At 52.4% G+C, this 26,765-nt stretch carries 28 protein-coding genes and 2 pseudogenes; 7 read left to right on the top strand and 23 right to left on the bottom strand.

What is annotated here, in order from left to right:
• Positions 1–133 precede the first annotated feature (133 nt).
• The 8 genes and pseudogenes from ACTH3S_RS11430 to ACTH3S_RS11395 all read right to left on the bottom strand — a co-directional run bounded on the left by ACTH3S_RS11430 (position 134) and on the right by ACTH3S_RS11395 (position 4,106).
• Positions 134–691: a GNAT family N-acetyltransferase gene (locus ACTH3S_RS11430; protein ID WP_441809134.1), complete on the bottom strand. Its 558-nt coding sequence runs from the start codon at positions 689–691 to the stop codon at positions 134–136.
• A 27-nt stretch (positions 692–718) separates the two neighbouring features.
• Positions 719–889 carry a hypothetical protein gene (locus tag ACTH3S_RS11425; protein WP_441809133.1) on the bottom strand — a complete coding sequence of 57 codons (171 nt, stop codon included), beginning with the start codon at positions 887–889 and terminating at the stop codon, positions 719–721.
• A gap of 90 nt (positions 890–979) precedes the next feature.
• Positions 980–1,255: a hypothetical protein gene (locus ACTH3S_RS11420; RefSeq protein ID WP_441809132.1), complete on the bottom strand. Its 276-nt coding sequence runs from the start codon at positions 1,253–1,255 to the stop codon at positions 980–982.
• Between the two features lie 42 nt (positions 1,256–1,297).
• Positions 1,298–1,612, bottom strand: a complete 315-nt coding sequence (locus ACTH3S_RS11415) for a cupin domain-containing protein (RefSeq protein WP_441809131.1) — start codon at positions 1,610–1,612, stop codon at positions 1,298–1,300.
• A gap of 122 nt (positions 1,613–1,734) precedes the next feature.
• On the bottom strand, positions 1,735–2,133 hold the full coding sequence (locus ACTH3S_RS11410) for a hypothetical protein (RefSeq protein ID WP_441809130.1): 399 nt from the start codon (positions 2,131–2,133) through the stop codon (positions 1,735–1,737).
• Positions 2,134–2,339: 206 nt separating this feature from the next.
• A pseudogene (locus tag ACTH3S_RS11405) lies at positions 2,340–2,963 on the bottom strand (transposase); the annotation flags it as partial.
• A gap of 37 nt (positions 2,964–3,000) precedes the next feature.
• Entirely contained in the window at positions 3,001–3,702 is a 702-nt protein-coding gene (locus ACTH3S_RS11400; RefSeq protein WP_441809129.1) for an RES family NAD+ phosphorylase, read from the bottom strand.
• Positions 3,702–4,106 (bottom strand): antitoxin Xre-like helix-turn-helix domain-containing protein, encoded by a 405-nt coding sequence (locus ACTH3S_RS11395; protein WP_441809128.1) that lies wholly within the window; start codon positions 4,104–4,106, stop codon positions 3,702–3,704. Before ACTH3S_RS11395 ends, ACTH3S_RS11400 begins: the two co-directional genes overlap by 1 nt.
• A 200-nt stretch (positions 4,107–4,306) precedes the next feature.
• Between ACTH3S_RS11395 and ACTH3S_RS11390 the strand changes: the two genes are divergently transcribed.
• The gene (locus ACTH3S_RS11390; RefSeq protein WP_441809127.1) at positions 4,307–5,509 is read left to right on the top strand and encodes an esterase/lipase family protein; all 1,203 of its coding nucleotides are present in this window, start codon (positions 4,307–4,309) and stop codon (positions 5,507–5,509) included.
• Here ACTH3S_RS11390 and ACTH3S_RS11385 read toward each other — a convergent pair whose 3' ends face one another.
• On the bottom strand, positions 5,510–6,592 hold the full coding sequence (locus tag ACTH3S_RS11385; protein WP_441809126.1) for an NAD(P)H-dependent flavin oxidoreductase: 1,083 nt from the start codon (positions 6,590–6,592) through the stop codon (positions 5,510–5,512).
• Positions 6,593–6,825: 233 nt separating this feature from the next.
• Here ACTH3S_RS11385 and ACTH3S_RS11380 point away from each other — a divergent pair, with 233 nt between their 5' ends.
• The gene (locus tag ACTH3S_RS11380) at positions 6,826–7,791 is read left to right on the top strand and encodes an ABC transporter substrate-binding protein (protein WP_441809125.1); all 966 of its coding nucleotides are present in this window, start codon (positions 6,826–6,828) and stop codon (positions 7,789–7,791) included.
• Between the two features lie 88 nt (positions 7,792–7,879).
• On the opposite strand, the gene ACTH3S_RS11375 is transcribed toward ACTH3S_RS11380, so the two are convergent.
• Positions 7,880–10,216 (bottom strand): membrane-bound PQQ-dependent dehydrogenase, glucose/quinate/shikimate family, encoded by a 2,337-nt coding sequence (locus tag ACTH3S_RS11375; protein WP_441809124.1) that lies wholly within the window; start codon positions 10,214–10,216, stop codon positions 7,880–7,882.
• 208 nt (positions 10,217–10,424) lie between these two features.
• Entirely contained in the window at positions 10,425–11,348 is a 924-nt protein-coding gene (locus ACTH3S_RS11370) for a glutathione S-transferase family protein (protein WP_441809123.1), read from the bottom strand.
• Positions 11,349–11,561: 213 nt separating this feature from the next.
• Between ACTH3S_RS11370 and ACTH3S_RS11365 the strand changes: the two genes are divergently transcribed.
• From ACTH3S_RS11365 to ACTH3S_RS11345, 5 genes are all read left to right on the top strand, one after another.
• Complete coding sequence (locus ACTH3S_RS11365) at positions 11,562–12,530, top strand: beta-ketoacyl-ACP synthase III (protein WP_441809122.1); 969 nt, start codon at positions 11,562–11,564, stop codon at positions 12,528–12,530.
• Between the two features lie 115 nt (positions 12,531–12,645).
• Entirely contained in the window at positions 12,646–12,918 is a 273-nt protein-coding gene (locus tag ACTH3S_RS11360; RefSeq protein ID WP_441809121.1) for a YebG family protein, read from the top strand.
• Positions 12,919–13,000: 82 nt separating this feature from the next.
• A complete protein-coding gene (locus ACTH3S_RS11355; protein ID WP_441809120.1) occupies positions 13,001–14,482 on the top strand; it encodes a flavin-containing monooxygenase in 1,482 nt (493 codons plus the stop codon).
• Between the two features lie 138 nt (positions 14,483–14,620).
• A complete protein-coding gene (locus ACTH3S_RS11350; RefSeq protein WP_441809119.1) occupies positions 14,621–15,298 on the top strand; it encodes a FadR/GntR family transcriptional regulator in 678 nt (225 codons plus the stop codon).
• 2 nt (positions 15,299–15,300) lie between these two features.
• A complete protein-coding gene (locus ACTH3S_RS11345) occupies positions 15,301–16,305 on the top strand; it encodes a bile acid:sodium symporter family protein (RefSeq protein ID WP_441809118.1) in 1,005 nt (334 codons plus the stop codon).
• Between the two features lie 16 nt (positions 16,306–16,321).
• Here the strand turns inward: ACTH3S_RS11345 and ACTH3S_RS11340 are convergent.
• The 12 genes and pseudogenes from ACTH3S_RS11340 to gspE form a co-directional block, all read right to left on the bottom strand.
• Positions 16,322–16,735 (bottom strand): annotated as a pseudogene (locus tag ACTH3S_RS11340) (J domain-containing protein); the annotation flags it as partial.
• A 198-nt stretch (positions 16,736–16,933) separates the two neighbouring features.
• The gene (gene gorA, locus ACTH3S_RS11335) at positions 16,934–18,295 is read right to left on the bottom strand and encodes a glutathione-disulfide reductase (protein WP_441809117.1); all 1,362 of its coding nucleotides are present in this window, start codon (positions 18,293–18,295) and stop codon (positions 16,934–16,936) included.
• 26 nt (positions 18,296–18,321) lie between these two features.
• Positions 18,322–18,984, bottom strand: coding sequence for a GNAT family N-acetyltransferase (locus ACTH3S_RS11330; protein WP_441809116.1), 663 nt, complete (start codon positions 18,982–18,984; stop codon positions 18,322–18,324).
• A gap of 55 nt (positions 18,985–19,039) precedes the next feature.
• A complete protein-coding gene (gspM, locus tag ACTH3S_RS11325) occupies positions 19,040–19,570 on the bottom strand; it encodes a type II secretion system protein GspM (RefSeq protein WP_441809115.1) in 531 nt (176 codons plus the stop codon).
• A 4-nt stretch (positions 19,571–19,574) separates the two neighbouring features.
• Positions 19,575–20,873 (bottom strand): type II secretion system protein GspL, encoded by a 1,299-nt coding sequence (gspL, locus tag ACTH3S_RS11320; RefSeq protein ID WP_441809114.1) that lies wholly within the window; start codon positions 20,871–20,873, stop codon positions 19,575–19,577.
• Between the two features lie 2 nt (positions 20,874–20,875).
• A complete protein-coding gene (gene gspK, locus ACTH3S_RS11315) occupies positions 20,876–21,886 on the bottom strand; it encodes a type II secretion system minor pseudopilin GspK (RefSeq protein WP_441809113.1) in 1,011 nt (336 codons plus the stop codon).
• 6 nt (positions 21,887–21,892) lie between these two features.
• On the bottom strand, positions 21,893–22,624 hold the full coding sequence (gspJ, locus tag ACTH3S_RS11310) for a type II secretion system minor pseudopilin GspJ (protein WP_441809112.1): 732 nt from the start codon (positions 22,622–22,624) through the stop codon (positions 21,893–21,895).
• The gene (gene gspI / locus ACTH3S_RS11305; protein ID WP_441809111.1) at positions 22,621–23,022 is read right to left on the bottom strand and encodes a type II secretion system minor pseudopilin GspI; all 402 of its coding nucleotides are present in this window, start codon (positions 23,020–23,022) and stop codon (positions 22,621–22,623) included. The genes gspJ and gspI overlap by 4 nt, the downstream gene beginning before the upstream one ends.
• Positions 23,019–23,555: a type II secretion system minor pseudopilin GspH gene (gene gspH, locus ACTH3S_RS11300; protein WP_441809136.1), complete on the bottom strand. Its 537-nt coding sequence runs from the start codon at positions 23,553–23,555 to the stop codon at positions 23,019–23,021. The genes gspI and gspH overlap by 4 nt, the downstream gene beginning before the upstream one ends.
• Positions 23,556–23,561: 6 nt before the next feature.
• Positions 23,562–24,014 carry a type II secretion system major pseudopilin GspG gene (gspG, locus tag ACTH3S_RS11295; RefSeq protein ID WP_441809110.1) on the bottom strand — a complete coding sequence of 151 codons (453 nt, stop codon included), beginning with the start codon at positions 24,012–24,014 and terminating at the stop codon, positions 23,562–23,564.
• A 46-nt stretch (positions 24,015–24,060) separates the two neighbouring features.
• Positions 24,061–25,272: a type II secretion system inner membrane protein GspF gene (gene gspF / locus ACTH3S_RS11290; protein WP_441809109.1), complete on the bottom strand. Its 1,212-nt coding sequence runs from the start codon at positions 25,270–25,272 to the stop codon at positions 24,061–24,063.
• A gap of 3 nt (positions 25,273–25,275) precedes the next feature.
• Positions 25,276–26,745 carry a type II secretion system ATPase GspE gene (gene gspE, locus ACTH3S_RS11285; protein ID WP_441809135.1) on the bottom strand — a complete coding sequence of 490 codons (1,470 nt, stop codon included), beginning with the start codon at positions 26,743–26,745 and terminating at the stop codon, positions 25,276–25,278.
• Positions 26,746–26,765 lie beyond the last annotated feature (20 nt).

The following is a 26,765-nucleotide window of genomic DNA, read 5'->3' as shown; positions in this document are numbered from 1 at the left end:
GGTGGGTCAATTTTATTGGCCAAAGGTGGGTCAAAATAAATGGCCATTGACACCCGTCTAATTAAGAAGTCCTTTTAATTATAGACGGTGTCTACTGAAGTGTAGGAAGTGCAGAACATACTTCAATGTATGATTAAGCTCTTGTACCCCACTGATCGCGCTGCAGCCGATAAAGTACATGCGACCGCAATGGGCTGCCCTCAGGTAAGCTGGGATGCTCAAACTCGCCACTGTACTTCAGGCCTATGCGTTCCATGACTCGACGCGATCGCTGATTGCCAGTTGTGGTAAAGGAGACAATCTCGGGAAGCCCTAACTGTTGAAACGCAACAACTAGCGCACCGCGAGCAGCCTCTGATGCATAGCCTTTCCCCCAGTGGGCTGACGATAACCGCCAACCAATCTCTACACACGGAGAAAAAGGCAGCCTTGCAGTAGGTATGTGTAGGCCACAAAAACCAATAAAGGGTTCTGTACCCTTAACTTCTACCGCCCAGAACCCCCACCCGCGTTGCTCGATGAGCGTTCGGATTCTCTCCGCCATATCATTACTCGCCTGGCGACCCAGCGGTTCGGGGAAGAATTCCATAACCTGGGGATCAGCATTAAGAGCCGCGAAAGGTTCAAGGTCGCTCTCTTGCCATTGGCGCAAACGTAACCGTTTGGTCTCAAATTCAAATAGCTCTGGCATAGCGAGAGGCATCCTTTGGGGAGCCAGCTAGTCTTTTTTGTCGATTGTTACCTCAATAGATTTGCTATCACCAGCAAACCACTTCTGAACATACAAAGTGCCCACGATAGGAGCAGTTCCTTCATCAGGGACTTCTTTATAGCGAACACTGTTTTTTGTCTCTTTCTCGTATTCAAACATTACTGCTTTTTTCGACATGAAATATTTCCTATAACTAACGTTGAAAATTCAGATTGTTACGCCAACAGCGTGCGCGGCCGTTACCGGGAGTGGTGTTCCCTCAATAGACTACCAGCCCCACCAACGCTCGATCTTGAGTATGCCGCGCCAAATACCTCCAAGAATCGATGGAAAGAGTTTCGGGAACAGCAACGCAAGCGCAGAAAATACGATAATGCAGGCAATAAGATAGGTGCTGCTGAAAAACCCCGCTTCAAAGTATGCCAGCTGCTTATTGACTCCAAGCCAAATCAACGCAGCGGTAGGAACAGAGAAAAACAGAGATGCAAAGAGGCTGATCAGCCTCGATTCTAGAAAGCCAACTTGGCTACGATTTCTTGCCATTTTGAGCCTTTACTCCTTGAGTATCCGCTGTGCCTATACTGGTTAGTTAGCCTGCGTAAACCAGAACTCAATTTCATCAGACGCTTGCTCAAATTCGGCGGAATGCTCAATCCCCGCTGGGACATGATACCAATCACCGACGCCATAGCGCTCCACGCGCCCTTCCATGGTGAGGATTAACTCTCCGCGAATAATAACGCCATAATTATCGGTGTCATGAGTATGGGAAGGGATGCTAGTGCCAGAAGGATAGGAGGCAAACAAAACATCGGCGCCTTCAGCCGCCAACTTGTATGCGTCAAAGCGGCCATCGAACATCGGTAGGGTTCGGATCTTATCTGGGTAGTTCCCTGGCATCATAATCTCCTATATTTCAAATAGTAGGTCCAACTAACGCCGCTCAGCACGCGCGGCTGCGGAATGGAGGCGAAGCCGGAGCGAAAAAGACGTCGCTGTGCCTGGCATGGTTAGCCTTCAAATTACAAGTAAGGGTCGGACCGCAGGACAAGGCCTTCATCCCGCATTTTCTCAATGAAGCCGCGGGCATCGCCGGTCAGGTGGCTGGCGTCCTCTCTCCGGTGCCCATCATTCGGAGCCGCCGTAAATAGGCAGCCGAAAGATTCATTATGAAATTTCAGGGCTTGGCGCCCGATGCCGCACTTTTTGAATGCGCCTCCATCCTGATCAAGATACATCCGCGTCAGGTAGTAATGGCCAGACCCAGTGTTTTGCAACTCGATTGAACCAAGTTTCGGACCATCAACCACCGCGACGGTTATTTCCAGACCAGCATTATCAATTTCGATATCAACTAGCCGGCCGTCCGACAACTTGCAACGCTGCGTGAGCTCGCCTGATGAGATGACTTGTAGTGACATTCCGACTCCAAAGGAAGCTAACGAGGCTGTAGAAAAACCCGATTCGGGGTTCGTTCCCACCGCCTGATTTCCAGATTTTTGTTTCGGCCATCGACCGGTCGCTTATCCTGATTTTCTGGTCAATCGCGGGCTCTGGTACTTCGATGCTCACAGTGACGCTATTGCTGACTCGACAGCGGCTGCTTCCGAGGGAGACTGATCCCGGATCATGCCGCCAACTGCCCATAGTTCACCAGCTTCCCGATATTGTGTACCAGGCAGTATAGCTGCCATTGGCCCTGCACTTTCTTCTTGCCCCGTAAGCTGAAGCCATTCAACCTTTTGGTCGTGCCAATGTTGCCGAACACCGGCTCCACCACCGACATGCGGTGGCTGTAAATTTCTTTGCCCTGGGGGCTATCGACCCGATGTTTCATCCAGTCCGTGTAGTTGGGTAGGCGCTTGTTCTCTATGGTGAACGACACCTGCCTTCCCGAGCCCTTGCGATGGTCGGCGGAAGCGGGATTCTGCATACACTGGTGCTTCTTCGGGCAGTGGCGGCATTGAAGCAGTCGGCCTTCGAAGTGCACCCTGATTTTGCCATTCCCCGCTTCCCGTGTGCCCTGGTAACTGATGGCGTTACCCGCTGGGCAGATGCAGGTCAGGTTGACCGGATCGAACTGGAATTCACTGGCCGGAATGGTGTCTTTCCAGCCCTTGTCCGGCAGGTTCTGATGGCGCTTGCCGTACTTGTCTTTCTGGTTCTGGAATTTCGGGTCCCGGCTGCGAAACCGATTGTCTGGCACGTAGCCATTGATCTGGCGTTCGTGCAGGTATTTCATGTTGGCTTCCACAAAACGTGCTTTCAATAACACTGTATAAAAGTGCTCACCAGCCATTCAAGGAATGAGCCTGCCCTATCTCCGCCCAGTGAGTAATGCGCTGCTTGTCGCCATCCCAAAAGTATTTTAAGTGCGGCCCTTGCACCGGGATGGTCACAGATTTCGGTTTGAACGCGGCTATGCACTCACTGCCTGGGTGCCGCACGCTGTTATACAGCAGGCCGTTTGAGCCTTTGGTGCGCCAGCGGCGTGCAAACTTCTGGCTTAAGGCGTAATCATCCGCGTTGGGGTTATGCAGATCGGCAAACTCTGCACCCCGAATGTCGTGCATGCTTAGCGCCACTTTGCCTATGTAAGCCCTCATGGTGAGCGCGATAGAGTCTTCTTTGGCGGCTGCCATTTCACGTTCTTTGTGAAATACGGTCTCTCGGATAGCCGCATCAAGCGTGTTAGCGGCGTAATACACCCCAAAATTCTTGTCAGAAAAACGGCTACCAAAACCAATATGCGTGAATGACGCCATCACGGGTGTACTGCCAGGCCCGCTAATTCGATCTTCAGGTATTACCAGTTCGATATCCCCTGCCTCATCACGCAACCGAGGGTTTGTCATGCCTTCAATCTCAAAAGCCAGTTCAAACTCGTTCGGCTCATAAATGCGCTCAAAAAGGTCTATTGGTGGGTAATGGCTTGGGATAATGCGGTAGGTTTCCCACTCGGGCAGTTCCAGCGAAGGGGTGGAGAACATTACCACCCTCGCTTGGCGTCGAAATATTGGCGGGTCATCATCAGGTTCATCATGGAGCCTTGGGTCATAAACTCCATTGCGGATTTTCCGCAAAACGGCACTTCAGATGTCTTTAGACGGATTCTTCGGTTAGCTCGCTCATGGGTTGGGTACAAGACCTGAAGAGCCTTATAAATACCTAGCATGTAACTGATGCGCTCCATTGTGTCGTTGGAGAGCTTGGTCGGGTTGAGTTTTGAGTAGTTATAGAGCGTTGTCCTGGAGGGGCCGCCAAGAAGTTTTGCCCGCTCTTCTGCACTGCACCCCCACTCTTCCGTTACTCGAAAGAACCCTTTAAGCGCTACGCGCCCTTTCTCAGCCTCGCGATCACCTTCTGCACTTCTACGCTCAACGACAGCTGTCATGGTGCACCTCCAATGCATGCATGTTCATATGTGAACAATATAGCAATATATGTCCACTTATGACAGGCCGTGCCGCATGGAATAATACCGATATGCCGTCTTCTATCTTCAAACAAGCCATGTGCGAGCGTTGGTATTTCTACCATAATGACTTAATCGTTTGATCCGCCGGTTCTGGAGATCTTTTGGAGCACAATAAAATGGTATCAGTGAAGTCGGTACACGGTTCTGCTCAACTGCTTCTGGATGTTGCCGGTGGCGTTACTCAGATTGTGGAAAGAACACACCGCACGATTGCGAGAGAGGTGAATCCTCTTAACCGGTTGCGCGACATCGCAGGAGTGCCTCCTGAGGAGCGGCAAGGACGAACTTACCAGTTAATCCAGTCGTCCACGTCTCTGCTTCAGCGGGGATTGCATCGGTCGCTTGATAGGTTCTCAGTGGAAGAAGAGCCGCAGCATTTTTCAAACAGTGTGAGAGCCGCAGCTGCATTGAACGGAGTGTGCGGGGATCATCTGGAAGCCAGCAACAACCCCTTGGCGATTACCATGCATTTCCGAGACAGTCATGGCGAGAAGGTGTTGTTTGGCTCAGAAAATATCGACGCCATGATTCCGAACGCCAGCCCACGGATCGTGGTTTTGGTTCACGGCCTATGCCTCTCTCATGAATACTGGAAGGGACACAGTAAAGGGAACCTGGGTACGGAACTGCAGCGTGCACCTGGTTACACTCCAGTGTATCTAAATTACAATACTGGAAGGCATATTTCTAGCAACGGCAAGGAGTTGAGTAAACAACTTCAGGAACTGGTTGAGGCCTGGCCGGTTGAGGTCGAAGAGCTAACCCTGATTGGCCACAGCATGGGCGGGCTCGTTATCCGAAGCGCCACCTGGTACGGCAGCGAACTCAACATGGGCTGGGTGAAGCTGTTGAAGAGTGCCCTTTACCTTGGCTCACCTCACCATGGTGCGGCCTTGGCGAAAGCCGGAAATCTGTTAACCTTCGTTATGAAGAAGTTCCGCTACGCCAGCCCGTTTGCCTTCGGCCAGCACACCAGCGCAGGCATTAAGGACTTGCGACATGGCAACTTACTGGACGAAGACTGGGAGGGCATAGATCAGGATGACTTTCACCCAGACTACCGCAAGCCGGTGCCACTGCGAGAAGGAACTCAGCACTATTTCATAGCCGCGGCTATCGGCAATCAGGTGTCGGATTTTCCCAGCACGATGGTGGGTGATCTCCTGGTTCGGCTGGATAGCGCCAAAGGGCATCATTCCGATGAGTTGAAAAAACTATCCATACGCCCGGAAAACTGTCGTGTGTTTGAAAAGTTGAACCACCTGGATCTGCTCGACAACAAGGTGGTGCACGAGCAGATACTGAAATGGCTGGCCTGACTAGCAGCCTTTAGCCTCGATTCTGGGGCGGCTCTCTTCCACCATTAGCGCAACCAGATCTGCTGCGGGTAATTCCCGTGCCATAGGTGCGCCCTGGCCCGCCCAGTGGGCGGCAAACTCGTGGTTGCCAAGCTTGGAAGCTGCCGTATTAAGGTGCTTGGCTGCGTCATACGTTACCGGGTAATCCGCAGGCGGCACGCTCCCTTTGCCCTCGCCGAACGAAATCAGCCGGTTGACGATCCCCCGCGCAGGCCTGCCTGAAAGCACTTTGGTTAACCGTGTTTCCGAAGCTCTCTCACTTTTTAACGTTTCTCGGTAGGCACTGTTTGCTGATGACTCCGGACACAGAACAAAGGCCGTGCCCATCTGTACTGCAGTTGCACCAGATTCCAGCGCAGCTTTCATACCGTAACCATCCATTATCCCGCCGGCAGCAATAATGGGCAGTGCCGTTTGGCTTGCCAGCAGTCTAACAAGCACCATGGTGCTCAGGCGCTCATCGGTTTCGTTCGGGTTGAACATACCTCTGTGCCCGCCGGCTTCTATGCCCTGCGCCACAATGGCATCAATTCCCGCCGTTTCAATCGCTGCTGCTTCAGCCGGGCATGTAGCCGTTGCCATGGTGTAAATGCCTGCGTCTTGCAGCGCAGCGATGCCTTGCGCCGACGGAATTCCAAAGTGAAAGCTGACCACCGCAGGCTTCAACTCAAGCAGCATTTCCAGCGTGTTTTCGTCTTCAATAAACGAAGTATAGATTTCGTTGAGCGAGCTCGGTGGTTCTGTGCCAGCTTCTTCGAACAAAGGCTCCAGATACTGCACCCAGGCTGCCTCTGCCTTCGCATCACGGCATGCAGGTCGGTGACAGAACACATTCACGTTAAATGGCCCTGTGGTGAGGGCCTGGGTTTGCTCAATCATGTCCCGGGCCTGAGCGGTTGTGCTGGCGCCAATCCCAAGTGAGCCTAGGCCACCGGCATTGGTTACGGCCGCCGCCAGTTCAGGCGTGGCAACGCCGGCCATGGGCGCTTGGATAATGGGGTAACGAACACCTAGTTGCTCTAGCAATTTTTGTTGCGAATCCATGGAGTTTTCCTTACTGGCTAATGACCGGACCCTCAATCTGTCCGGAACAAAGGTCACTTATAGAGCGTTGTCCGGAAAAACAAACAGCAGTGTTCGAAAAACCAGACACATCGATTAATTGTCTGAGAAATAAGCTCTAAATAACAGACACTTATAAGTATGGTGCATTTCTTGCTCGCAGGCCTTTAGGCTACCAGCCTTTTCAACACTCAAACAAAAAAAAGGGACAGTACATGCGTCTGCTCATTCTAGCCTTACTATTCGTAAGTCCGTTGTGTTTCAGCAAGACCGTGGTCGTCATCCAAAGCTATCATGCTGAATATAAATGGGACGGTGATTATATTGTGGCCATCCAGTCCGTACTGGGGGAAAAACATAACATCACGTTCCTTGAGTTGGATACAAAACGCCTAACCCCATCTCAATGGCCTCAGCAAGTGGCCAGCATTCAAAAATCCGTGGCGGAGATTCAGCCAGATGTCGCTATTTTAGGCGACGATAATGCATTTTCTTTGATGGCACAGCATTTAGTTGACCAAAACATTCCGGTTGTCTTCTTCGGTGTGAACGGGACTCCGGTGCAGCACCCTGCCCTTGATCACCCTTTGGTTACCGGGATTTTGGAACGCCCGTTTTTTGAACAGAGCATTCGTCACTTACGTAAAGTTCTCGATAAAAAGGAGCGTTTCTTAATTCTGATGGATGACTCGATTACGATGCGCAATGCCGTAAATGACTATTTTGGAGACGCCCGCAAGGCTGAGCTTTACGGATCACGCCTTGACATCTTGCTCACCAACGACAAAGACGCTTGGCTAAGCGCTGTCGACAGTGCGCACCTACAGTATGACGCCGTCATTGTGGGTACTCATCATACCGTTCGGGACAGCGAAGATAACTATGTGCCGCCAAACGAGCTTATCAATCAGGCGTATTACAGCTCGCAAATTCCGATCTTTTCGTTCTGGGATATTTCCATTGGCCGAGAGCAAGGCGTGGGTGGTTTTACGGTTTCAGCCTATCAGGAAGGGCTTACGGGTGCCCGCTTGGCGTCTTTGATTCTTAATGGGATAGCGCCAGACCGTGTGCCACAGATTAAATCCCTCAGCGGGCACTACGTGTATAGCAAAAGTGGTATGGAGCACTGGAACATAAACCTCTCGCCGTTAATTGCCAGCCAGTCAAACTTTGTGGACTGAGTCCAGGCGGGCAATTCCGGCAAGCTTTGTACGCAGGGCTCGAGTTCCTGATCTACCCCCGAGCCCTGTGTATATCTGTGCAGCCTACCTACGGCAACTTATAGGCAATAACGTAGTCGCCGAATGTCGTGCCAATCGAGCCGTGGCCACCGGCAACAAGAACTACCATTTGCTCACCTTTACTGTTCAGGTAAGTCATAGGCGTTGCCTGGCCACCCGCTGGAAGGCGTTCCTCCCATATCTGCTCACCTGTGGTCAGGTTATAGGCTCTCAGGTAGTTATCGACGGACGCTGCCAAAAAGGCTACACCGCCGCCTGTGATAATCGGCCCTCCTATGCCTGGCACGCCCATTTCAATGGGCAATGGCAGTGGAGTCATATCGTAAACCGTACCGTTTTTCTGCTTCCAGACTACTTCGCCGGTACGAAGATCGGCACCTGCTACGTAACCCCAGGGAGGCTGCTGACAAGGAATGCCCAAGGGTGACAGGAACGGCTTCATATCAACGGCATAGGGCGCTCCTGCGTTTTCATTAACGCCCTGCTCTCCCTGATTGGTTTCGCCAAGCTCAGCACCTTCCTTCGGAACCAGCGTGGAGGTAAACGCCAGGTACAGTGGCATCCCGAACATCACCTGCCTTTCAGGATCAACGGCAATTCCACCCCAGTTAAAGACCCCAAAGTTACCCGGATACACAAGAGTTCCCTGCTCCGAAGGCGGCGTGTACTGCCCTTCGTAGCGCAAGGAACGGAACTTGATGCGGCAGATCATCTGGTCTACTACGCTTGCTCCCCACATGTCCGATTCCGTTAGCGCTGGCGGCCGGAAATTCAGGCCGGAAATAGGCTGTGTAGCGGAGGCGTAGTCGCCTTCTATGGTGCCTTGAGGCGCCTTTTGCTCAGAAACCGGAATGATGGCTTCCCCTGTTTTCCGGTTGAGTACATAGACATCGCCCTGCTTGGTTGGAACAACCAGTGCGGGCTCCTCGCCGTTTTCGGTTTTCAGATCCACAAGGCTGGGCTGGGCTGGCGTGTCCATATCCCACAGATCGTGATGAACAAATTGATGCACCCAAGCTACTTGCCCGGTCTCTAGGCTTAACGCCACCACAGATGAGGCATATTTTTCGTCGTTTTCAGACCGATACATGCCCAGCTGATCCGGTACCCGGTTGCCCATGGGGAAATAGATTAGCCCGAGTTCTTCGTCCGCACTTGCGACTGCCCAGCTATTGGGAGAGCTTTTGCTGTAGGTTTCATCTTCACCAATTGGGGCTGTGTTTTCGGGATGGCCAGGATCCCAATTCCATTTCAGTTCGCCAGTTTTGACGTCGTACGCACGAATCACGCCGGAGGGCGAGTCAATATCGTAGTTATCGTTAACGGCGCCTGCTACTACGACCAACCCATTGGCAACCACGGGCGGCGACGTTGAATAATAAAAACCGTCCTGTTTGAACGGCATGTTATGCATCAGGTCGAGCGAACCGTCTTCGGCAAAATCACTGCAACGTGCACCCGTTTCGGGGTCGACGGCTAACAACCGTGCATCGGATGTCGGCATGAATAGTTGGGCATCACACTGAACGCTGGCAAGATCCTCTGCAGGCTCATTAACCGCCTTAACGTTTATCGCATTCGCGTCGCTTTCAGACGGAGGCATATACGACACCCCTCGGCAAGTCTGGTGTTGCCGTTGGCTTTCCATCGGTACCTTTGCGTTGTAAACCCACTGCTCTTCGCCGGTATCTGCATCCAATGCCACCAGCCAGTTATGCGGTGTGCACAGGAACAGGCTATTGCCCACTTTTATAGGTGTTGCTTCATAGGTTATCTCCCCAACGTCGTCCGGACCCTGCAAATCTCCAGTCTGATATTCCCAGGCTTTCTCGAGATTGCCGGCGTTATCGACGGTAATCTGATCCAGTGGTGAATAACGCTGCCCCAGGTTGCTTCTGCCGTAGGCCTGCCAATCCTCATCTGACATGTCGCCCATTTCCGGATCTGCAGATACGATGTCCTGATTAAGCAACCCATCGACTCGGTGCTGATCAAAGGCAAGACTTGATACCGTGATGACACCCACCACAACCCATACAGGGAAAAGGGCTATAACGCCTCCCCGCTGGGAGGTTGGGCCGGGAAACAAAAGCGGTATAGCCAACAATAAAAACAGCCCTAACCGTGTAGCCAAGGGCCACCAATCAAACCCAGATTCCCACAATGCCCAGGCGGCGGCACCAGCCAGAAACACGGCATAAACCCAGCGGGCAATCGGCCTGCGGCCTTTAGCAACAACCCCGGCCACAATCAGTGCTATGCCGGCAATTGCGTAAAACAGGCTGCCTCCAAGCGATACAAGCCAGACGCCACCGCCAAGTAAAACCAAACCGAGTAGCAGCAAAAGAATCGAGAATACAATCATCCATTAAGCTCCGTAGTTAGCTAGCTTTCTATATTAAGCAGTCAGGGTATCTCTGCTTCGGTACTTTCCGCAATAATTGAACGCGCAGAGTGCATTAAGGCGTTTTCTGGCGACTATTATTTGAGCGGGAACGCCGTGATGATCCGCATTAAATATAGTAAAAAATTGTTAAATAGCCACCCAACCATTTCAGGCGGCTCTTACCCCATCAAAGCGATTCAACGGGGCGTACACGAAAACCCTGTTTCGGAAAATGGACATGCACTAGCCCCACTTCTTGAGTTTCTCGGGCAATAATGGTCTCGTTTCTATCCGTGTAGATAAGCGTTCCAGTTACCGGGTCGCGACCATAATCGTCGGGAGAAGTGGTTACCTGCTGATCCAGTTGGGTTTTATCTTCGATGTGTGGCAGTACCCTTGGCTGGGCATTTTTGGCTCGCGTAGCTGCGTCGCTAGCGCTAAGGCTCTCTGGCTTGCCATGTCCAAATGCCTTCATTCGCGACATCCAGGAGTTCACTTTCGGGTAGCCATCCAACCAAGGCTTTCCTGCCAGATCGCAGACAAACCACAGGCCGTGGTAGGCTGAAAAATCGGCGATACAGGGTGCAGGGCCAAAAAGAAAATCCTCGCCAAGGAGGCGTTCCATATTCGAAATATGCGTCATCACTTTTTCTTTAGCATCTGCGCCTCGCAGAGCCTTCACCCGCGATTTCCGCCCCATGTTAATGCGGTCTTTAAGAAACTTGAACGTGTTGATCAGGGACGTTTCACGAATCAGCCGCCACAACATGCGCCCATCGCTGGCAGCAATAACACACGCCAGAAAGATCTCCAGATCGGCTTCTCGAACAAATGCCTGTATCTCTTCAGACTGATCTTCCAGTACCAATTCTGGTTTGTCGGCAAGGCGGGCGATTTCGGCCGCAATAGCGCGCGAGTCGCAAAATACATCTGCACCTAACTGGGCGACCGGTATTTTGCGATAACCACCGGTTAACACATTCAACTCTGGTCGTGGTGGCATTTCACGCACCGTTACCGAGCACCAAGGCAGATTCGCGTATCCGAGCATTGCCCGGATTTTTTCGGAGAAAGGCGACAGCGGGTATTGATAGAGAATCAGATCAGGCATTCGGAATATGTCCTTGCTTCAAACAGAAAAGTGTATTGCAGAATAATGCAGGCGCCGGGCGTTATGTATGGCGGAAAAGGCCAGCCACGATAGAGTTTTCAGCTGCGCCTTTGACAAACCGCTAATAACAGACAAAGGTTCAGAGGTATAGCATGGCCGAAAGCCAAAGGAGCGTTATGCTCCTAAATCGGATACACCGTGGGATTTTCGCGAATGACCTTTGCACGCATTGCCGGCACTGGCTCTTACCTGCCAGAGAATATTGTTACGAACAAAGACCTCGAACAGATGGTTGATACCACGGATCAGTGGATCCGTGAACGCACTGGTATCGAGCAGCGGCATATCGCCGTTGAGGGCCAGACAACCGTAGATCTTGCTGAACAGGCCGCTCGGAACGCCATAGAAGCGGCCGGTATTGATGCCAGCGAGATTGACCTGATTGTTTTTGCCACATCCACTCCAGACAAAATTTTCCCGAGTTCTGCTTGCATTTTGCAGGCCCGGCTGGGTATTCACGGCTGTCCAGCTTTCGATATTCAGGCTGTGTGTAGCGGTTTTGTTTACGCGCTATCGGTCGCAGACAAGTTTATCAAAACAGGAACCAGTAAAAAGGCACTGGTTATTGGCGCAGAAGTGTTCTCCCGAATCATTAACTGGTCTGATCGAGGCACCTGTGTGCTGTTCGGGGACGGCGCGGGTGCTGTGATTCTGGAAGCAACCGAGGAAACCGGTATTCTTTCCACGCACATTCACGCAGACGGTCAGTACGAAGAGTTACTGCACGTACCTTGCGGCATTGCCGATGGTTTCGACCGGGTCAAAGCCGGTGAAGCTTTTGTTGAGATGAAAGGCAACGAAGTTTTCAAAGTTGCGGTAAACACACTTGGTAAAATCGTTGATGAGACGCTTGACGCCAACCAGATGAAAAAGTCCGACATCGACTGGCTGGTTCCCCACCAGGCAAATCTGCGAATCATCTCGGCCACAGCCAAAAAACTGAGCATGCCGATGGATCAGGTAGTTGTTACGGTCAACAAACATGGCAATACCTCTGCGGCCTCTATTCCTCTTGCCCTGGATGTTGCGGTAAGAGACGGACGCATCAAACGTAACGACGTTGTGCTGCTTGAAGCCTTTGGCGGTGGTTTTACATGGGGTTCGGCGCTGCTGCGCTACTGATCGGAGCGGCCCCGCGCCGCGACTGCTTTTACGGAAACTGGGTGTCTTTCTCTATGCGAGTCGGCTACACTGTATCTTTATACAGTAAAGCAGACATTCACTGCGAGGAATGACCATGGCGGTACAAGCAGTCTATTTTTCCGATAGGGACGGCCTGGATATGGCATTAAAAAATCCTGAGACCATGCTTTTCACATCAAAAGCAGATGCCGATGCCAGGGATAAAGTACTTGAATTAGCGGAAGAAATTCAGGTTTTCCTGGCCCGGAAGGTTGAAGGGTTGGGTGATGATATAGCCGAAAAGTGCGCCATGGCCATCGCTGAAGACAAAGACCTCTTCCAAAAGGCTCTGAAAAAGCCAGAATTGCTAAACACTGCTCAGGAATAGCCTGAGCAGCCATGCCTCTGACCGACTCAATTACGTATAGTGAACAAGTCGTCACTAAAGTAATCAGGTCGGATCACCAAGCATGACTCAACACAAAAACAGTACGCAGCCCTCCGTCATCATAATTGGAACTGGATTTGGCGGCATAGGCATGGCCATCCAGCTAAAAAAAGCCGGGTTCCAAAATGTCACTTTGCTTGAAAAAGCACAGCGCGTTGGCGGCACCTGGCGAGACAACACCTACCCAGGTGCAGCCTGCGACGTGCAATCGCACTTTTACTCCTATTCTTTCGAGCCAAAGCATGATTGGTCCCGAAAATTCGGGCTTCAGCATGAACTCCTTGGTTATATGGAACACTGCGTTGAAAAATATGGCCTTGAGGAACAGATCCGCTTTAACTGCGAAGTGGCTGAGGCGGTGTTCGACGACGCTCGCAACCTTTGGACGCTAACGCTTACCAATGATGAAACCCTGACAGCACACGTGGTCATCACGGCAACCGGGCAACTGAATCAGCCCGCCTGGCCCAACATTGAAGGCATGAGTGATTTTGAAGGTGTTATCTTTCACTCAGCACGCTGGAACCATGATTGTGATCTAAAGGGCAAGCGCGTTGCCGTAATTGGTACCGGCGCGAGCGCCATTCAGTTTGTGCCCGAAATTGCCCGTAAAGTTAAATCCCTTGCTCTGTTTCAACGCTCGGCGGCTTGGGTTCTGCCAAAGCCAGACAGGCCTTTCAAGCGTTGGGAGCATTCCCTGTTCAAAGCTGTTCCGGCGTGGGACAGGCTTTACCGCTACATGATCTACTGGAAGAACGAAAGTCGGGCTTTGGCCTTCACGCGCTTTAGCCGCCTTCTGGATATATTTGCCTGGCAAGCCAAAACCGAAGCGCGCAAACACGTAAGTGATCCGAAAAAGCTCAAGCACATCATTCCGGATTATCAGATCGGCTGTAAGCGGATTCTGATTTCCAACGATTGGTACCCTGCCATAAACCGCTCTAACGTAGATTTGATTCCAGACTCGATCGAAAAAATCGACGGCAAAGGGGTTAAGACACGCTCCGGTCAGCATTACCCCGTTGACGCTATTATCTTTGGCACAGGTTTTCGTGCTTCAGAATTTCTGTCGCCCATTAGTGTAACCGGGCGCGAAGGCGTAACGCTGAACGAAGCCTGGAAAGATGGGGCGACTGCATTCAAAGGAATTACGGTCTCCGGCTTCCCGAATCTGTTTATGCTCTACGGGCCAAATACCAATCTGGCGCACAACTCGATTCTTTACATGCTGGAATCTCAGTTCCAATATGTGCTCGGCTGCCTGAATGCGCTGCAGAAGCACCCCGGCGCAGCTATGGATGTTCGTAAAGACCGTTTGGAGCAGTATTCCAACGTCGTTCAGGATGGCCTTGAAGGCAGCGTGTGGAGCTCCGGGTGCTCATCCTGGTATCTCGATGCCAATGGTAAAAATACACTAAACTGGCCCGGTTTCACTTTCTCCTACCGCTTTTCCACTCGCAGCGTGGATACAGCAGACTATCAGTTCCTCGATCCTGCCGGGTAATCCCCGGCTTCTCGTTCACTAAACAACATGCACTCAGCACACCGTTTCTATAGCTTCGCGCGCTCATTATTCAGAGGATTTGCATCCTGCACAAATTCATAGGATGATTGGATGATCATGTGATGGGGTGATAGGCCAATGCTGAAACGAATCCAAAAAGGCTCTCTTGTGGAAACCGCCATAGAAAGCCTGAGACACGCCATAGAAACAGAACAATGGCTAGTGGGTGACAAACTGCCTGTGGAATCGGATCTCTCCGAGGCTCTAGGGGTGAGCCGAAACACTGTGCGCGAAGCTGTGCGGGTACTGGCCCACGTAGGAATGCTGGAAACCCGGCAGGGAGACGGCACCTATGTAAGAGCAACTCGCGATGCAGGAGAAACCCTCAAACGCATCGCTCGCACCCAGCTAAAAGATCAACTGGAGGTGCGGATCATGCTGGAAACCGAAGCGGCAAAGCTCGCAGCCCAAAGGCGTACCGAGCAGGATCTGCGGAGCATGACTATGGCTCTTGATGCCAGGGGAAAAGCCGACGCAGACCTTGCGGCTCGTATTCATCACGACGAGGCCTTTCACCACGCGCTGGTTGCTGCATCCCATAACTCTGCCCTTGCGGAGCTTTACGATTACTTCTCCCACGCCATCACCCAGACCATTGAACGCACAGAAAACGACGCGGACTTGCCAGAGCCATCGCAAGAAGACCATGAACTGCTACTGGCCGCTGTTCGTCGCCGGGATTCTGCTAAAGCTGAAAAGCTCGCGCAGAATCTCCTCGCACCCAGCCTTAGCGCTCTCCGGAACAGGAGCTCTTAATCATGAAGTTCAGGCCAGACATATTCACAATCTTGCTGCTTGGCGCAATTGTCCTTGCTTCTTTTTTGCCAGCTACGGGCGCCGCCGGAGATCTTCTGGCGACGGCCGGAACGGTAGCCGTCGCCCTACTCTTCTTTTTCCACGGTGCTGCGCTATCCCGGGAACAAATCGTTGCAGGGGCATCCCACTGGCGGCTGCACATACTGATTACTGCGCTTACGTTTGGGTTCTTTCCGCTTATTGTGCTTCCCATTAATGGTATGAGCAGTTTTGCGCCATCCTGGATGCCCGCCGATCTGGGGCTTGGCTTTTTATATCTGGGGGTGTTGCCGTCTGCAGTCTCTTCATCCATTGCTTATACCGCCATGGCCCGGGGCAATGTGCCGGCCGCCATTTGCAGTGCGGCAGCTTCAAACGTGTTCGGCATGATGCTGACGCCGTTCTTGTTGCTATTGGTTGTTAGTTCGGCTGGAAGCGGGGATTTCGCTATAGGCAAGGCCCTGAAAGATATTGTATTGCAGTTGTTGTTGCCGTTTGCGGTTGGTCACGCCATGCGCCCTTGGATTGGAGGCTTTCTGGGTCGTCATGAAGGCCTTATGACTCGCTACGATAAATGCGTTATCTGGTTGATTGTGTATTCCGCTTTCTCGCACTCGGTAGAAAGCGGTCTTTGGCAAAACCTGCCGATAAAAGCCATTGCTCTGACTATATTGCTATGTATCGGGCTGTTAGCGCTGTTTATGTTCTTTGCGAGATTTCTTGTGCGGCGGTTCGGATTTAGTTTGGAAGATGAGGCGGCGGTTGTATTCTGCGGCTCAAAAAAGAGCCTGGCCTCCGGGCTGCCCATGGCAAAAGTGCTGTTTTCTGGGCACCCCGGGTTTGGCATGATCGTTTTGCCGATCATGTGCTACAACCAGGTTCAGGTTATTCTTGGCGCTATTTTGGCTCAGAAGTACCGTGAAAAAATCGCAGCGTCTCAGTCTGAATCAGTGGACGCAAAAGCCTGATGAACAGGCGGCGGCGTCAGCCGCCGCTCATCCCACCGAAAATCGTGGCGAGTACAGCCAGCCCTATAATCCAACCTATCACTGCTGGCCAAAAATTGACCATTTGTGGTGTCTCTGGTTCGAAATCTTCATCAGCTACATTTTGCTCCGGATGGTCTTGCTCCTCTTCCTGAGCGACCACTTCTTGCAGGCTGTGCCAATCAAACCACTCACCCAGAAATCCTACAACCGGTGAGGGAAAGCTACCGTTTTCAGCCATGGGCCTGAGCTGTGGCTCGAGTTGCCGGCCAATTTCCCGACGCAAAGGCAATTCATCGGCGGGGGGCTCACACAGTATGGCCTTCCATATACCTGCATCCCGGCATCGGCCGGGATCATTCAGCAACGCCTTGACCTGAATCATCACCTCACGGACAACCTGGCCCTCTGAAGCATCCAGTTCTCGGTCGGTTTCGCTAAAACTCATATCAGGCTTACTCCCACCCTATAGATTCATTACATTTTTTAGAGACAATTGGCATGGACGTCTATCTATTCAAACCGGTACGAAAGGAACATTCGCGAAATGTTATGGAGCGCTGGGTAAAACTCCCTGAAAGCTAAGCCCTTCCTTGGGCTTTAGTTCTGATCAGGCGACAGGTTCACGCATGGTGACAAATTCTTCTGCAGATGTTGGGTGTATGCCCATGGTGGAATCAAACTGAGACTTGGTTGCACCGGCCTTGATGGCCACGGCAAGCCCCTGAGTGATTTCGCCAGCATCAGGCCCAACCATGTGGGCGCCAAGCACCCGATCCGTTGCGTCGTCGACCACAAGCTTCATCAGGCAGCGCTCGTCACGGCCGCTGAGAATATACTTCATGGGCCGGAACTCAGAGCGATATATTCTCAGAGTATGGCCTGCTTCCCGCGCCTCTTCCTCCGTTAATCCCACCGTACCAATATTGGGCTGACAGAAAACAGCGGTCGGAATCGCAGTGTAATCCATATCGCCCTCACCATCCCCAAATAATCTGCGGGAAAGTACCATCGCCTGCGCAAGCGCCACGGGCGTAAGCTGCGGTGTGCCGATAACATCCCCAAGAGCAGTGACCGAAGGTACTGAAGTCTGGAAATGATCGTCCACCACCACATGCCCGGATGCATTAAGTTCGATACCCAATTCGGTCAGTCCAAGGCCGTCTACCAGCGCCCGTCTGCCCGTTGCTGCCATAACAAGCCCGGTTTCCATAACATTGCCGTTACTGAGCTTGACCTGATAGTGGGAATTCTCGGCTTCAACAGACTCAATGGTCACGCCAAACTCAAGCCGAACGCCTTTTTTACTCATTTCCTGCTTGGCAAACTTACGCACATCGCCATCAAAACCGCGGAGAAAAAGATCGCCTCGGTACAGAAGTGTAGTCTCCACGCCCAGGCCGGCCAAAATGCCTGCAAACTCTACGGCAATGTAACCGCCACCCCACACCACCGCTTGCTTAGGTAGCTGAGACAGATAAAACATCTCATTCGACGTAAGAATGCATTCCTTACCTGGAATATCCGGTACAACCGGCCAGCTCCCTGTGGCAACGGTTATGTGAGCGGTTGTATATTCTTTATCACCAACGACGATGGTATTGGGGTCCTTAATGGAGGCAGTGCCTTCAATAACGGTCACGCCAGCATTCTCAAGCAGGCGGCCATAAATGCCGTTCAGCCTTTCAATTTCGGTATTTTTATTGGCGACCAGTGTGGGCCAGTCAAAGCTGACACCGTCCATGGGTACGTCCCAGCCATAGCCTGCTGCATCTTCCAGTTCGTCGCTGACATGAGCCCCATAAACAAACAGTTTTTTGGGTACGCAGCCAACGTTAACGCAAGTACCGCCGAGATAACGGGATTCAATAACCGCTACCCGCGCTCCACGGCCAGCCGACATACGCGCCAAGCGCACACCGCCGGAACCGGCACCAATAACAATCAGATCATAATCTTGGCTGTCAGACACAGTGTCTCCTGTTGTTTTTTACAACGTTAATTTTGATTAGCGGTAGCTTTGGCCTCTGGATGGATTTCGCGGAACAGTATGTGATCCTCGAAACCACCGAGACGAACCTTTCCAAGGCTGCGGAAGCCTTCCGACTCATAAAATGGCAGATAGCGGCTGTTGCCGGTATCCAAAACCAACCCGGTTCCCCGCGGGTTGTCCGCACAAAGCCGCTGAACAGCTTTGAGCAGGTGGCGACCATAACCGCGGTTCTGATATTTTGGGTTAACTCCCATCAATGGCAACTGGTGCGCCAATGGTTGAGGCAGCATTGCGCGTATTTTCTCGTGATAATCCAGATAACGGCGAGTAGAGGCAAAGCCTGCCGTCAGCACCATGCGGATTCTCCAACTGAACTGATCCGCCAAATTCAAACGAAGGTCCGGGTCGCCAATGAACGCCACGGCAACCAGCGAATCATCGACCATAACGCCAACCACTTCCTGATCAAGATCAAAATAGAGATCAACAAGCTCACGCACAGTGGCTCGAACACGCTGCTTGTAGCCAGGTTTTCGGTGGTTGAACAGGTACTGAAACGTTGGCTCGTTCCGATAGGCATCATACAGAATGGATCTGGCTTCATTCAAAGCACTGATATCCAGCCGGACAATAACCGGTTCCGGTTTGTTATCGCTGTCGTTACTCATGCTTTCGCTCCTGCCTCTGTCCGGAGAGACCACCCCGGAACCCAGTTAATCCGAATCAGATTGCCAGTGTTAAACGGACAGATACCCGGCCAGGTTCGCCTGCGCGATCCAACGCTGCCTGGTCAATTACAACACCATGCTTACCATTGAGCATTTCAAGCCAAGCTGCAACCTCTGAATAAGGAACCGCCTCAAGCCACACCCGAATGGCACTGTCACCGCTGGGCTCAAACCGTTGCAGTGTAAGGCCAGATGCCCTGGCCGAGCGGGTTACCAGACCCATGAGCGCGCGGCCATCGACAGGAACATCGGCAGATGTAGCTGCCGGCCCTGCTCCACTGCTACCCAAGCGACGGATAACCGGCTCGTTGGATTGCATCCAGGCCACAAGCTCTGAGGCGTTCTCTTTATTCGCAGCGGCCTGATCGTGAAAATTCGCAACCGGGCGCCACACAGCGAAATACAGAACCCCAAGCAGCACGGCTATAGCCAGTACCGTAAGTGCCTGCTGATCCCGTTTAGGAAGCTGGTCATATTGCGCAACCAGCTTTCCAACCGAGGGCTGCTCTTTCAGTTTCGTCAACATGGGCTTAGCCTCCAGATACGGTCAGGCGGCCACGAGCACCGCTGGATTCGTTAACGACTGAGCCAATTTTGGCCTCTAGCCCTTGGCCAGATAGGCCATTGCGTAGCGCGCTGAGGCGGTCGTAGCTTTGTGCGCGTACATCAACCACCAGTTCACCACGAGATTGGCTGTAATTGATCGAGTTGAACGTAACCGAACCAGCTACCTCTGAATACTGCTGACCGGTGTATTTCATCAGCGTTACAAAATCCACATCAGGCCCATCAGAGCCAGCCATACGTAACTGTCCTTCAATAACCCGTTTTACGTTACCAGCGTGGGTTCTACTGTCGTTTGGAAAGGCATTTTTATATACCGCCATAGCCTGCTGGCGCATATCGTCTGCCTGCTGCTGATAGTAAAAGCCCATTCCAGCTTCCAGCGCCACCTGCACCACAAACCACACGGCAGCCACAGCGATGAGTGGCTTCCAAGGTTTGAAGGGGCTTGCCTTGCCGCCTTTAACGGAGAATTCGCGCTGACACAGATTGATTGGGCGACAAAGATGATGGTGGTGAGAATGCGCCAGTAGCTCCAACGGCATAAGCGCCAAAGACTCCCGGCGAACAGATAGCCGGCCCGGCGCCATAAGCTCTCCAAGCACCGCCTGCTGCTCTTCAAATTCGGTGTCCGTTGCATAAATCACCACGGGTACTTCAGCAACTACGTCTTCCGAAGGCGGTACAGCCAAAGTATGAGCAAACATTCCAAGGTTAGCAGACTGCATACTCAGCCACTCGCCACGATCACTGGCCATCATGGTTGATTCGCCATCCAGACAGATAGACCAACCGCCCTCGGTCATGGGGAGCAGTGACGCATCAGGATAAATGGCGTCGAGCCTGGCGTGGGACCAACCACGGAACAACTCAAGCCATGTAGCCATTCTGTCTCGATCCACCGCAGCCACCCGATACCCCTCTGGGGTGTGTGGGCCAAGTGCCAGGTGAACGCTGTCGATATCCTGGGCGATCTGCTCTTCAACTGCGTAAGGCAGCGCCTGGTTTATAAAACGGCTTTGTTTGGCAGGAATGTCGGCCGTACAAAACAGAGCTTCATCACCCGGAATAAGGCCTGCAAGCAATACGCCTTCAAGCCCATTTTGGCTAAGTGTCTGCTCAATGGTGCTGCGGCGATCGCGGCTGCCCTGAGCTTGGGCATCACCGCCGGCATCGTACAACACCCAGTTGAACAGACGGTCTTCCGGGTTTTCTCCGGGATCCGAAAAGGGAGGCAAGGGTCGCACATAAAGGCGATAAGACATGGTTATCCTTCCGAGATGGTGTAGGGCTCTTTGGTAATGCGATTCTTTTGACCGGTATCCCTGTGAACCGTCCGGACATTACCTTCCTGATTGCGAAAAACCGTACTCACCATATTTACAACACGGTTATCGTAGGTAATCCGTGATACAACTTCAAAAAAACGGGTTTGCAGCCCCAGCCCTATGGGCTTCAGGCCCAACGCTGCGAATTCTGGCAGTGCCATAAAGTCCTGAAGGTTTTCAAACCGCTCTTCCTTGCGCCTTTCAAGAATAGACGCTGCTTGGGCTGCCGTCAGCTCTTCATGTAAAGACATCAACACTTCGGCAGTTGCAGTATTCACATTGATCCCCAACCCATTCACCGGCAAGGTGGCCACATGAGGCCGCAGGGCCACATATATTTCTTCAGTCATGCCTTCAATCAACCGGAGTTCCGATACGCTAACAAATGGCTGGTTTGCGGCCCGGAACCCGGGCTCGGCCATCAGGTACTGGCCGTCTTCTGCACCATAGGCACTGATTGTTTGATCGTTTGGATCAATCCAGTCCACCAGGGTATCTACCGAAAGGCCGGTAATTCCAAGAGCGATCAGCAAACGGGTTAGGCGGTCCTTGGTTATGGGATCCACTTGGCCATTGGCAGTAACCAGATCATTGAGGTTTATCCGCCCACCCAAATCGTCTATCTGAACTTCTGCCACCCCATTGGCATCCAGCGGCAATACAGCTGCATTCATCGCCCAGAACTCATCAAGGCTGTCGACCATCAGGCCGTCTTCTTTATCTTGTTCAAAATCCCGTATCAGAATTTGACGGGCAAAGGCTTCTGCACCTAAAGCAATACTCCGGCCTTGCTGTTGCGCTAAGTAGTGCCCGGCTTTAAACACCCGCACACTTTGCTGCTGGGTCATCCCTGAGGCCAACATAACCACCAGCGCCATAGCTAGAAGCACCATAATCAGCGCAACACCCTGCTGTTTTTTTGGCATGGTATGACAGACGGGAGTGGTCATAGCCTTTTAGCCTCCCTGCCCGGTACTATTTTGAACAGCGCCTTCATCAGTTTCTTCTTCATCGCTCGGATTACTGGCTTCGTTCATTTGATTTACCAAGCCCTGAGCCCCCGACGAATCAAAGTCTGGCAAGACAAAGGTGCGTACCAATTCACCAAAACGTTCGTGCTCCAACGTAATTTCAATACCCAGAGGAAACGGTATATCCGGGCGACTGCTGGGGCTCAATGACGCCATAGCATCGCTTGAAGGCCATTCTGGTTCCCAGGCATTTTGGTCGTTGAGGAACTTGATATCGAACGCAGTAACACCCTCAAGCAATAGCAACTCCCGGCTATTGTCTTCCTGGCCCTGATCCACAGTTGGCCAGTACCGGCGGCGTAATTCGGTGCCGGTATATTCCCAGCCTACCCGTTGCAAACTGCTGCGCCGGATGCCCAGCGGGTTACGCCAGCCCTGCCGCGTGACCATCAGCACAAACTCATCTTCACGGCTGGTTAACGCAGGTTTGAAGTCGCCGTAAATATCCCGGGCTGGCCGGTTTACTATCTGGGTAATATCCCGCTCCAAAAGCAACATTGCCCGCTGGAGGCCATCAAATTGTTCCGCAAGTTCATCAACCCGATCCCGGGAAAGAATCACTCCGTTCAGCACCTGCCACACACCAATCCCAATCACAGCGGTAATGGTAATGGCCACCAGCACCTCAAGCAGCGTAAAGCCTTGCTGACTCTTCATTTCACGCCCACGAAGGCAGAAAGCGTGTGCACAGGATATGGCTTTGTGCGGCCCTCACGATAACGGGACACCTGAACTTCAATGCGCCGCATTTTAGCCTCGGCGGTAGCCAGTACCTTTGTGGTTACTTGCCAACGGAAGGGACCGTAGTCCTTGTCTTTTGCATTCTCGGAAATGCCTGGCAGGGTATTCTCCAGCCGAATTTCGTTTATGCGGTTTTCAGCAAGCCAACCGGCGAGGGTTTTGTCACGAATACGTTCGTAGCTGGAAATATACTGACCACCCACCTCGGCCGCAGCGGTGGCAATCAGCCCGAACACCAGCAGTGCAACCATCACCTCAATAAGCGTGAAGCCTCTTGCGGTTTTCGGCAATCTTGACGGGTTCTGCCGGATCACCAGTCTTCCCCCTCATCGCCGGGCTGTCGCCACTCAATGGTAGAGATCCCGTCGGACGCAAGAGTTTGGGTGTAATCCGTCTCACTGCCGACGGTAAATTCGAGTTCAAAAGGGGTGGTTTCGCCACTGGAAAAAAACACCACATCTGGCCGAAGCTTGTCTTCAGCCGACGCTAGGCGGGGAGCATCACTTTCAATAAACTGTGTTGTGATCAGCCATTCAGGGAATTTTCGGGCCCGGAATATACGCTCTCCAGAAGCCTTCCAATCGTTTTCTTCATCTTGAAAAGCCACAAAACGATACCCGTTTTCTTCAAACAGCAGGCCGAGTTCGAGATTGTTCAACACAGCCTGATCCGATGCGGTTTGCATCAGCAAATACAATTCCCGCACCTCATTTTGTAGCTCCCGCTGCTGGGAATTCCCACCCATGGTGAATACTGCAAGCGCTGCGAGTAGCCCGATCAGAACCAGGACAACCAGTATTTCAATGAGCGTGAAGCCGCTGTTTTTGTGTTCTGATCGGGCTCGCATCACAAATCAGTTGCCGATGGTCCAGAGGCTGATATCAGCTGCGTCTCCATCACCGCCTTCTTGCCCGTCGGAACCGTAGGAATACAGATCGTAGGCGCCTTCAGTACCTGGGCTCACATACTGAAAGTCGTTATTCCAGGGATCTTGCGGGATATTTTTCATGTAACCATCCGGGCTCCAGTTTTTTGGCTCTGGGTTGCCTGTGGGCTTGGATTTCAAAGCATCCAGGCCCTGCTGGGTAGAGGGATAATGGCTGTTATCCAGGCGGTAGATATCCAGCGCTTTCGAAATATTGGTAAGCTGCGTTTCTGCAACGGTTACTTTGGCCTGATCGCTTCTGCCCATGATGTTTGGCGCTACAATGGCCACCAATAAGCCAAGAATGACCATCACGACCATGATTTCGATCAGGGTGAAGCCTCGACTGGCTTGCAGTGTACTCAGTTTTTTCATCGTCATTATGCCACTCATTATTGCTGTGAATTTAAAGGGTTACATTGGGCTGTTAACCAACCAGGTTACTCATGTTCAGTATCGGCAGCATGATTGCCATAACAATAATCAGAACCACCACGCCCATCACCAGCAGCATCATCGGCTCAAAAAGCCCAACAATTGCGGCCATTTTGGACTGCAGTGTATTTTCCTGCATCGTTGCGGTGCGCTCCAGCATGCTATCCAGTTCACCACTGGCCTCGCCACTGGCAATCATGTGTAGCATCATCGGTGGAAAATAGCCGGACTGATCCAGCGCCCGGTGCAAAGAGCCACCCTCGCTGACTTTGCGCGCGGCTTCCTTGAGCTCTTGGCGCAAATAATCGTTAGACAGCACCTCGCCTGCAATGCGCATAGCGTCAACCAGCGGCACACCACTGGTTGTCAGGATGCTTAGCGTGCTGGCATAGCGGGCTGTGTTAACGCCCCGAACCATCCCTGCAAACAGGGGCAAATGCAGCAGTCGTTTATGAAAGCGCATCCGGAAGCTTGGCTTCGTGAGCGCATAGCGAAATGCCATGAAGGCCACGAATAACAAGATGACGAGATAGATACCGTAACTGGAAAGAAACTCCGACATGGCCAGCATGGCTTGGGTCAGCGCGGGCAATTCCTGGCCTTGCTTCAAGAACACATCAATGATGTCTGGCACAACGTAAGTCAGCAGAAACACCACAATGGCAATCGCTACAAAACTCAGAATGATGGGGTAAATCGCAGCTAACTGGATTTTCTGACGCGCTTCCTGTCGGTTCTCGGTGTAATCGGCTAGTCGGTTTAGAACCAAATCCAGATGTCCGGCATGTTCGCCGGCTGCAACGGTTGAACGGTAGAGGCGTGGAAAGGCTTTTGGAAACTCACCAAGGCTGTCCGCCAACGTGTAGCCTTCCATAACCTTGGCGCGAATGGCAATAAGCATGCTTCGAATACGAGGCTTAGCGGTTTGCTGCGCGGTTGCGGAAAGTGTTTGTTCAATAGGAATGCCTGACTGGATCAATGTTGCCAGTTGGCGCGTAATCAACGCAAGATCGGAGGCTGCCAAGGAGCCCCCACTGCTCAGCGGGCTACTGGGCGTTCGTTTTTGAACAGCCGGTTCAACCGCCAGCGGTGTTAGGCCCTTTTCCCTTAGCTGCTGGCGCACGGCGCGAGGCGCATCGGCTTCTACCACGCCCTGCTTCTGCTTTCCCCGTGCATCCAGAGCTTTATATTCGTAAGCAGGCATAGCTTATTGGCCTCGGTGCGTTACGCGGAGCACCTCTTCCACGGTGGTGATGCCTTCAAGTATCTTCCGGACACCATCTGCATGAATGCTAGGGCCTTTAAGGCGCGCTTCTCGCTCCAGATCCAATTCACCTGAACGTTTGTGAATCAACGCGCTGATCTCTTCGGTTACTTCTACTACTTCATAAATACCAATTCGCCCCCGGTAGCCAAGGTTGTTGCAATGCTCACACCCTTTCGCCCGATAAATGGTTGGCGGCTCGGCGATACTCTGTTGCAGAAATTCACAGTGTTCTTCGGTAGGCGTATAGGCTTCCCGACAATCCTTGCACAACACCCGAACAAGGCGCTGGGCCACGATCCCGACCAGGCTTGATGAAATCAGGAAGGGTTCAATGCCCATATCCATAAGGCGGGTGATCGCGCCCACTGCCGTATTCGTGTGCAAAGTGGATAGCACAAGGTGGCCAGTGAGACTGGCCTGTACGGCTATTTCGGCGGTTTCAAGATCGCGAATTTCACCGATCATTACAACATCAGGATCCTGGCGCAGAATGGCCCGCAGACCGCGGGCAAACGTCATCTCAACCTTAGGGTTTACCTGAGTTTGGCCAATACCCGGCAGGTTGTACTCGATGGGGTCCTCAACCGTAAGAATGTTGCGGCTACGGTCGTTTATTTCTTGCAACGAGGCATACAGTGTTGTGGATTTACCCGAGCCAGTCGGACCGGTAACCAACAATATGCCGTATGGCCGGTGGATAAGCCGGCGTAGAATTTTCAGGTCGTCTGGCGCCATACCCAATGACTCCAAGCGAATCGCCCCAGCCTGCTTATCCAGCAAACGCAGCACAACCCGTTCGCCACTGGATGAAGGCATGGTGGAAACCCGGATATCCACTTCGCGGCCAGCTACACGCAGTGCGATTCGACCGTCCTGAGGTACCCGTTTTTCGGCGATATCGAGTTTTGCCATAACCTTAATTCGTGAAACCAGCAGCGGCGCCAGCGCCCGTTTTGGCTGAACCACTTCCCGCAGCACCCCATCAACACGAAACCGCACCACTAAACGCTTTTCATAGGTTTCAATATGCACATCGGAGGCGCTGGTTTTTACGGCCTCGGTAAGGATGGCGTTAATCAGGCGAATAATCGGGGCGTCGTCTTCCTGCTCCAGCAGGTCTTCTGTTTCTGGAACCGAGTCGGCGAGCGACGCCAAATCCATGTCGTCACCAATGCCTTCAACCATCTGCATGGCTTCTGCAGAATCGTTCTGGTAAGCCGCGTTCAACGCCTGGTCAAACTGGCTTGGCTCAATGGTTGTAAAGCGTGCGCGGCCACCACTTATACGGTTAGCTTCCGCCAATGCAGTGTGAGGAGCACCGGGCCTGACCAAAATAACCGGGTTGCCCTCTTCTGAGCGAGTCAGAATAACGCCGTTGCGCTTTGCAAAGGTAAAGGGAAGACGACCCAGCGGAGCATCCTGCGGCTGAA

This window comes from Marinobacter sp. (genome assembly GCF_052094685.1).
In the GTDB taxonomy this organism is placed as follows: Bacteria; Pseudomonadota; Gammaproteobacteria; order Pseudomonadales; family Oleiphilaceae; genus Marinobacter.
The sequence above is the reverse complement of the archived record's forward strand: the minus strand, read 5'-3'. Positions and strand labels throughout refer to the sequence as shown.

Excerpts from the sequence above, each read along its gene's own strand:
- ACTH3S_RS11430 (WP_441809134.1), bottom strand. The coding sequence starts at position 691 with ATGCCAGAGCTATTTGAATTTGAGACCAAACGGTTACGTTTGCGCCAA.
- ACTH3S_RS11425 (WP_441809133.1), bottom strand. The coding sequence starts at position 889 with ATGTCGAAAAAAGCAGTAATGTTTGAATACGAGAAAGAGACAAAAAAC.
- ACTH3S_RS11420 (WP_441809132.1), bottom strand. The coding sequence starts at position 1,255 with ATGGCAAGAAATCGTAGCCAAGTTGGCTTTCTAGAATCGAGGCTGATC.
- ACTH3S_RS11415 (WP_441809131.1), bottom strand. The coding sequence starts at position 1,612 with ATGCCAGGGAACTACCCAGATAAGATCCGAACCCTACCGATGTTCGAT.
- ACTH3S_RS11410 (WP_441809130.1), bottom strand. The coding sequence starts at position 2,133 with ATGTCACTACAAGTCATCTCATCAGGCGAGCTCACGCAGCGTTGCAAG.
- ACTH3S_RS11400 (WP_441809129.1), bottom strand. The coding sequence starts at position 3,702 with ATGTTCTCCACCCCTTCGCTGGAACTGCCCGAGTGGGAAACCTACCGC.
- ACTH3S_RS11395 (WP_441809128.1), bottom strand. The coding sequence starts at position 4,106 with ATGACAGCTGTCGTTGAGCGTAGAAGTGCAGAAGGTGATCGCGAGGCT.
- ACTH3S_RS11390 (WP_441809127.1), top strand. The coding sequence starts at position 4,307 with ATGGTATCAGTGAAGTCGGTACACGGTTCTGCTCAACTGCTTCTGGAT.
- ACTH3S_RS11385 (WP_441809126.1), bottom strand. The coding sequence starts at position 6,592 with ATGGATTCGCAACAAAAATTGCTAGAGCAACTAGGTGTTCGTTACCCC.
- ACTH3S_RS11380 (WP_441809125.1), top strand. The coding sequence starts at position 6,826 with ATGCGTCTGCTCATTCTAGCCTTACTATTCGTAAGTCCGTTGTGTTTC.
- ACTH3S_RS11375 (WP_441809124.1), bottom strand. The coding sequence starts at position 10,216 with ATGATTGTATTCTCGATTCTTTTGCTGCTACTCGGTTTGGTTTTACTT.
- ACTH3S_RS11370 (WP_441809123.1), bottom strand. The coding sequence starts at position 11,348 with ATGCCTGATCTGATTCTCTATCAATACCCGCTGTCGCCTTTCTCCGAA.
- ACTH3S_RS11365 (WP_441809122.1), top strand. The coding sequence starts at position 11,562 with ATGACCTTTGCACGCATTGCCGGCACTGGCTCTTACCTGCCAGAGAAT.
- ACTH3S_RS11360 (WP_441809121.1), top strand. The coding sequence starts at position 12,646 with ATGGCGGTACAAGCAGTCTATTTTTCCGATAGGGACGGCCTGGATATG.
- ACTH3S_RS11355 (WP_441809120.1), top strand. The coding sequence starts at position 13,001 with ATGACTCAACACAAAAACAGTACGCAGCCCTCCGTCATCATAATTGGA.
- ACTH3S_RS11350 (WP_441809119.1), top strand. The coding sequence starts at position 14,621 with ATGCTGAAACGAATCCAAAAAGGCTCTCTTGTGGAAACCGCCATAGAA.
- ACTH3S_RS11345 (WP_441809118.1), top strand. The coding sequence starts at position 15,301 with ATGAAGTTCAGGCCAGACATATTCACAATCTTGCTGCTTGGCGCAATT.
- ACTH3S_RS11330 (WP_441809116.1), bottom strand. The coding sequence starts at position 18,984 with ATGAGTAACGACAGCGATAACAAACCGGAACCGGTTATTGTCCGGCTG.
- gspM (WP_441809115.1), bottom strand. The coding sequence starts at position 19,570 with ATGTTGACGAAACTGAAAGAGCAGCCCTCGGTTGGAAAGCTGGTTGCG.
- gspL (WP_441809114.1), bottom strand. The coding sequence starts at position 20,873 with ATGTCTTATCGCCTTTATGTGCGACCCTTGCCTCCCTTTTCGGATCCC.
- gspK (WP_441809113.1), bottom strand. The coding sequence starts at position 21,886 with ATGACCACTCCCGTCTGTCATACCATGCCAAAAAAACAGCAGGGTGTT.
- gspJ (WP_441809112.1), bottom strand. The coding sequence starts at position 22,624 with ATGAAGAGTCAGCAAGGCTTTACGCTGCTTGAGGTGCTGGTGGCCATT.
- gspH (WP_441809136.1), bottom strand. The coding sequence starts at position 23,555 with ATGCGAGCCCGATCAGAACACAAAAACAGCGGCTTCACGCTCATTGAA.
- gspG (WP_441809110.1), bottom strand. The coding sequence starts at position 24,014 with ATGACGATGAAAAAACTGAGTACACTGCAAGCCAGTCGAGGCTTCACC.
- gspF (WP_441809109.1), bottom strand. The coding sequence starts at position 25,272 with ATGCCTGCTTACGAATATAAAGCTCTGGATGCACGGGGAAAGCAGAAG.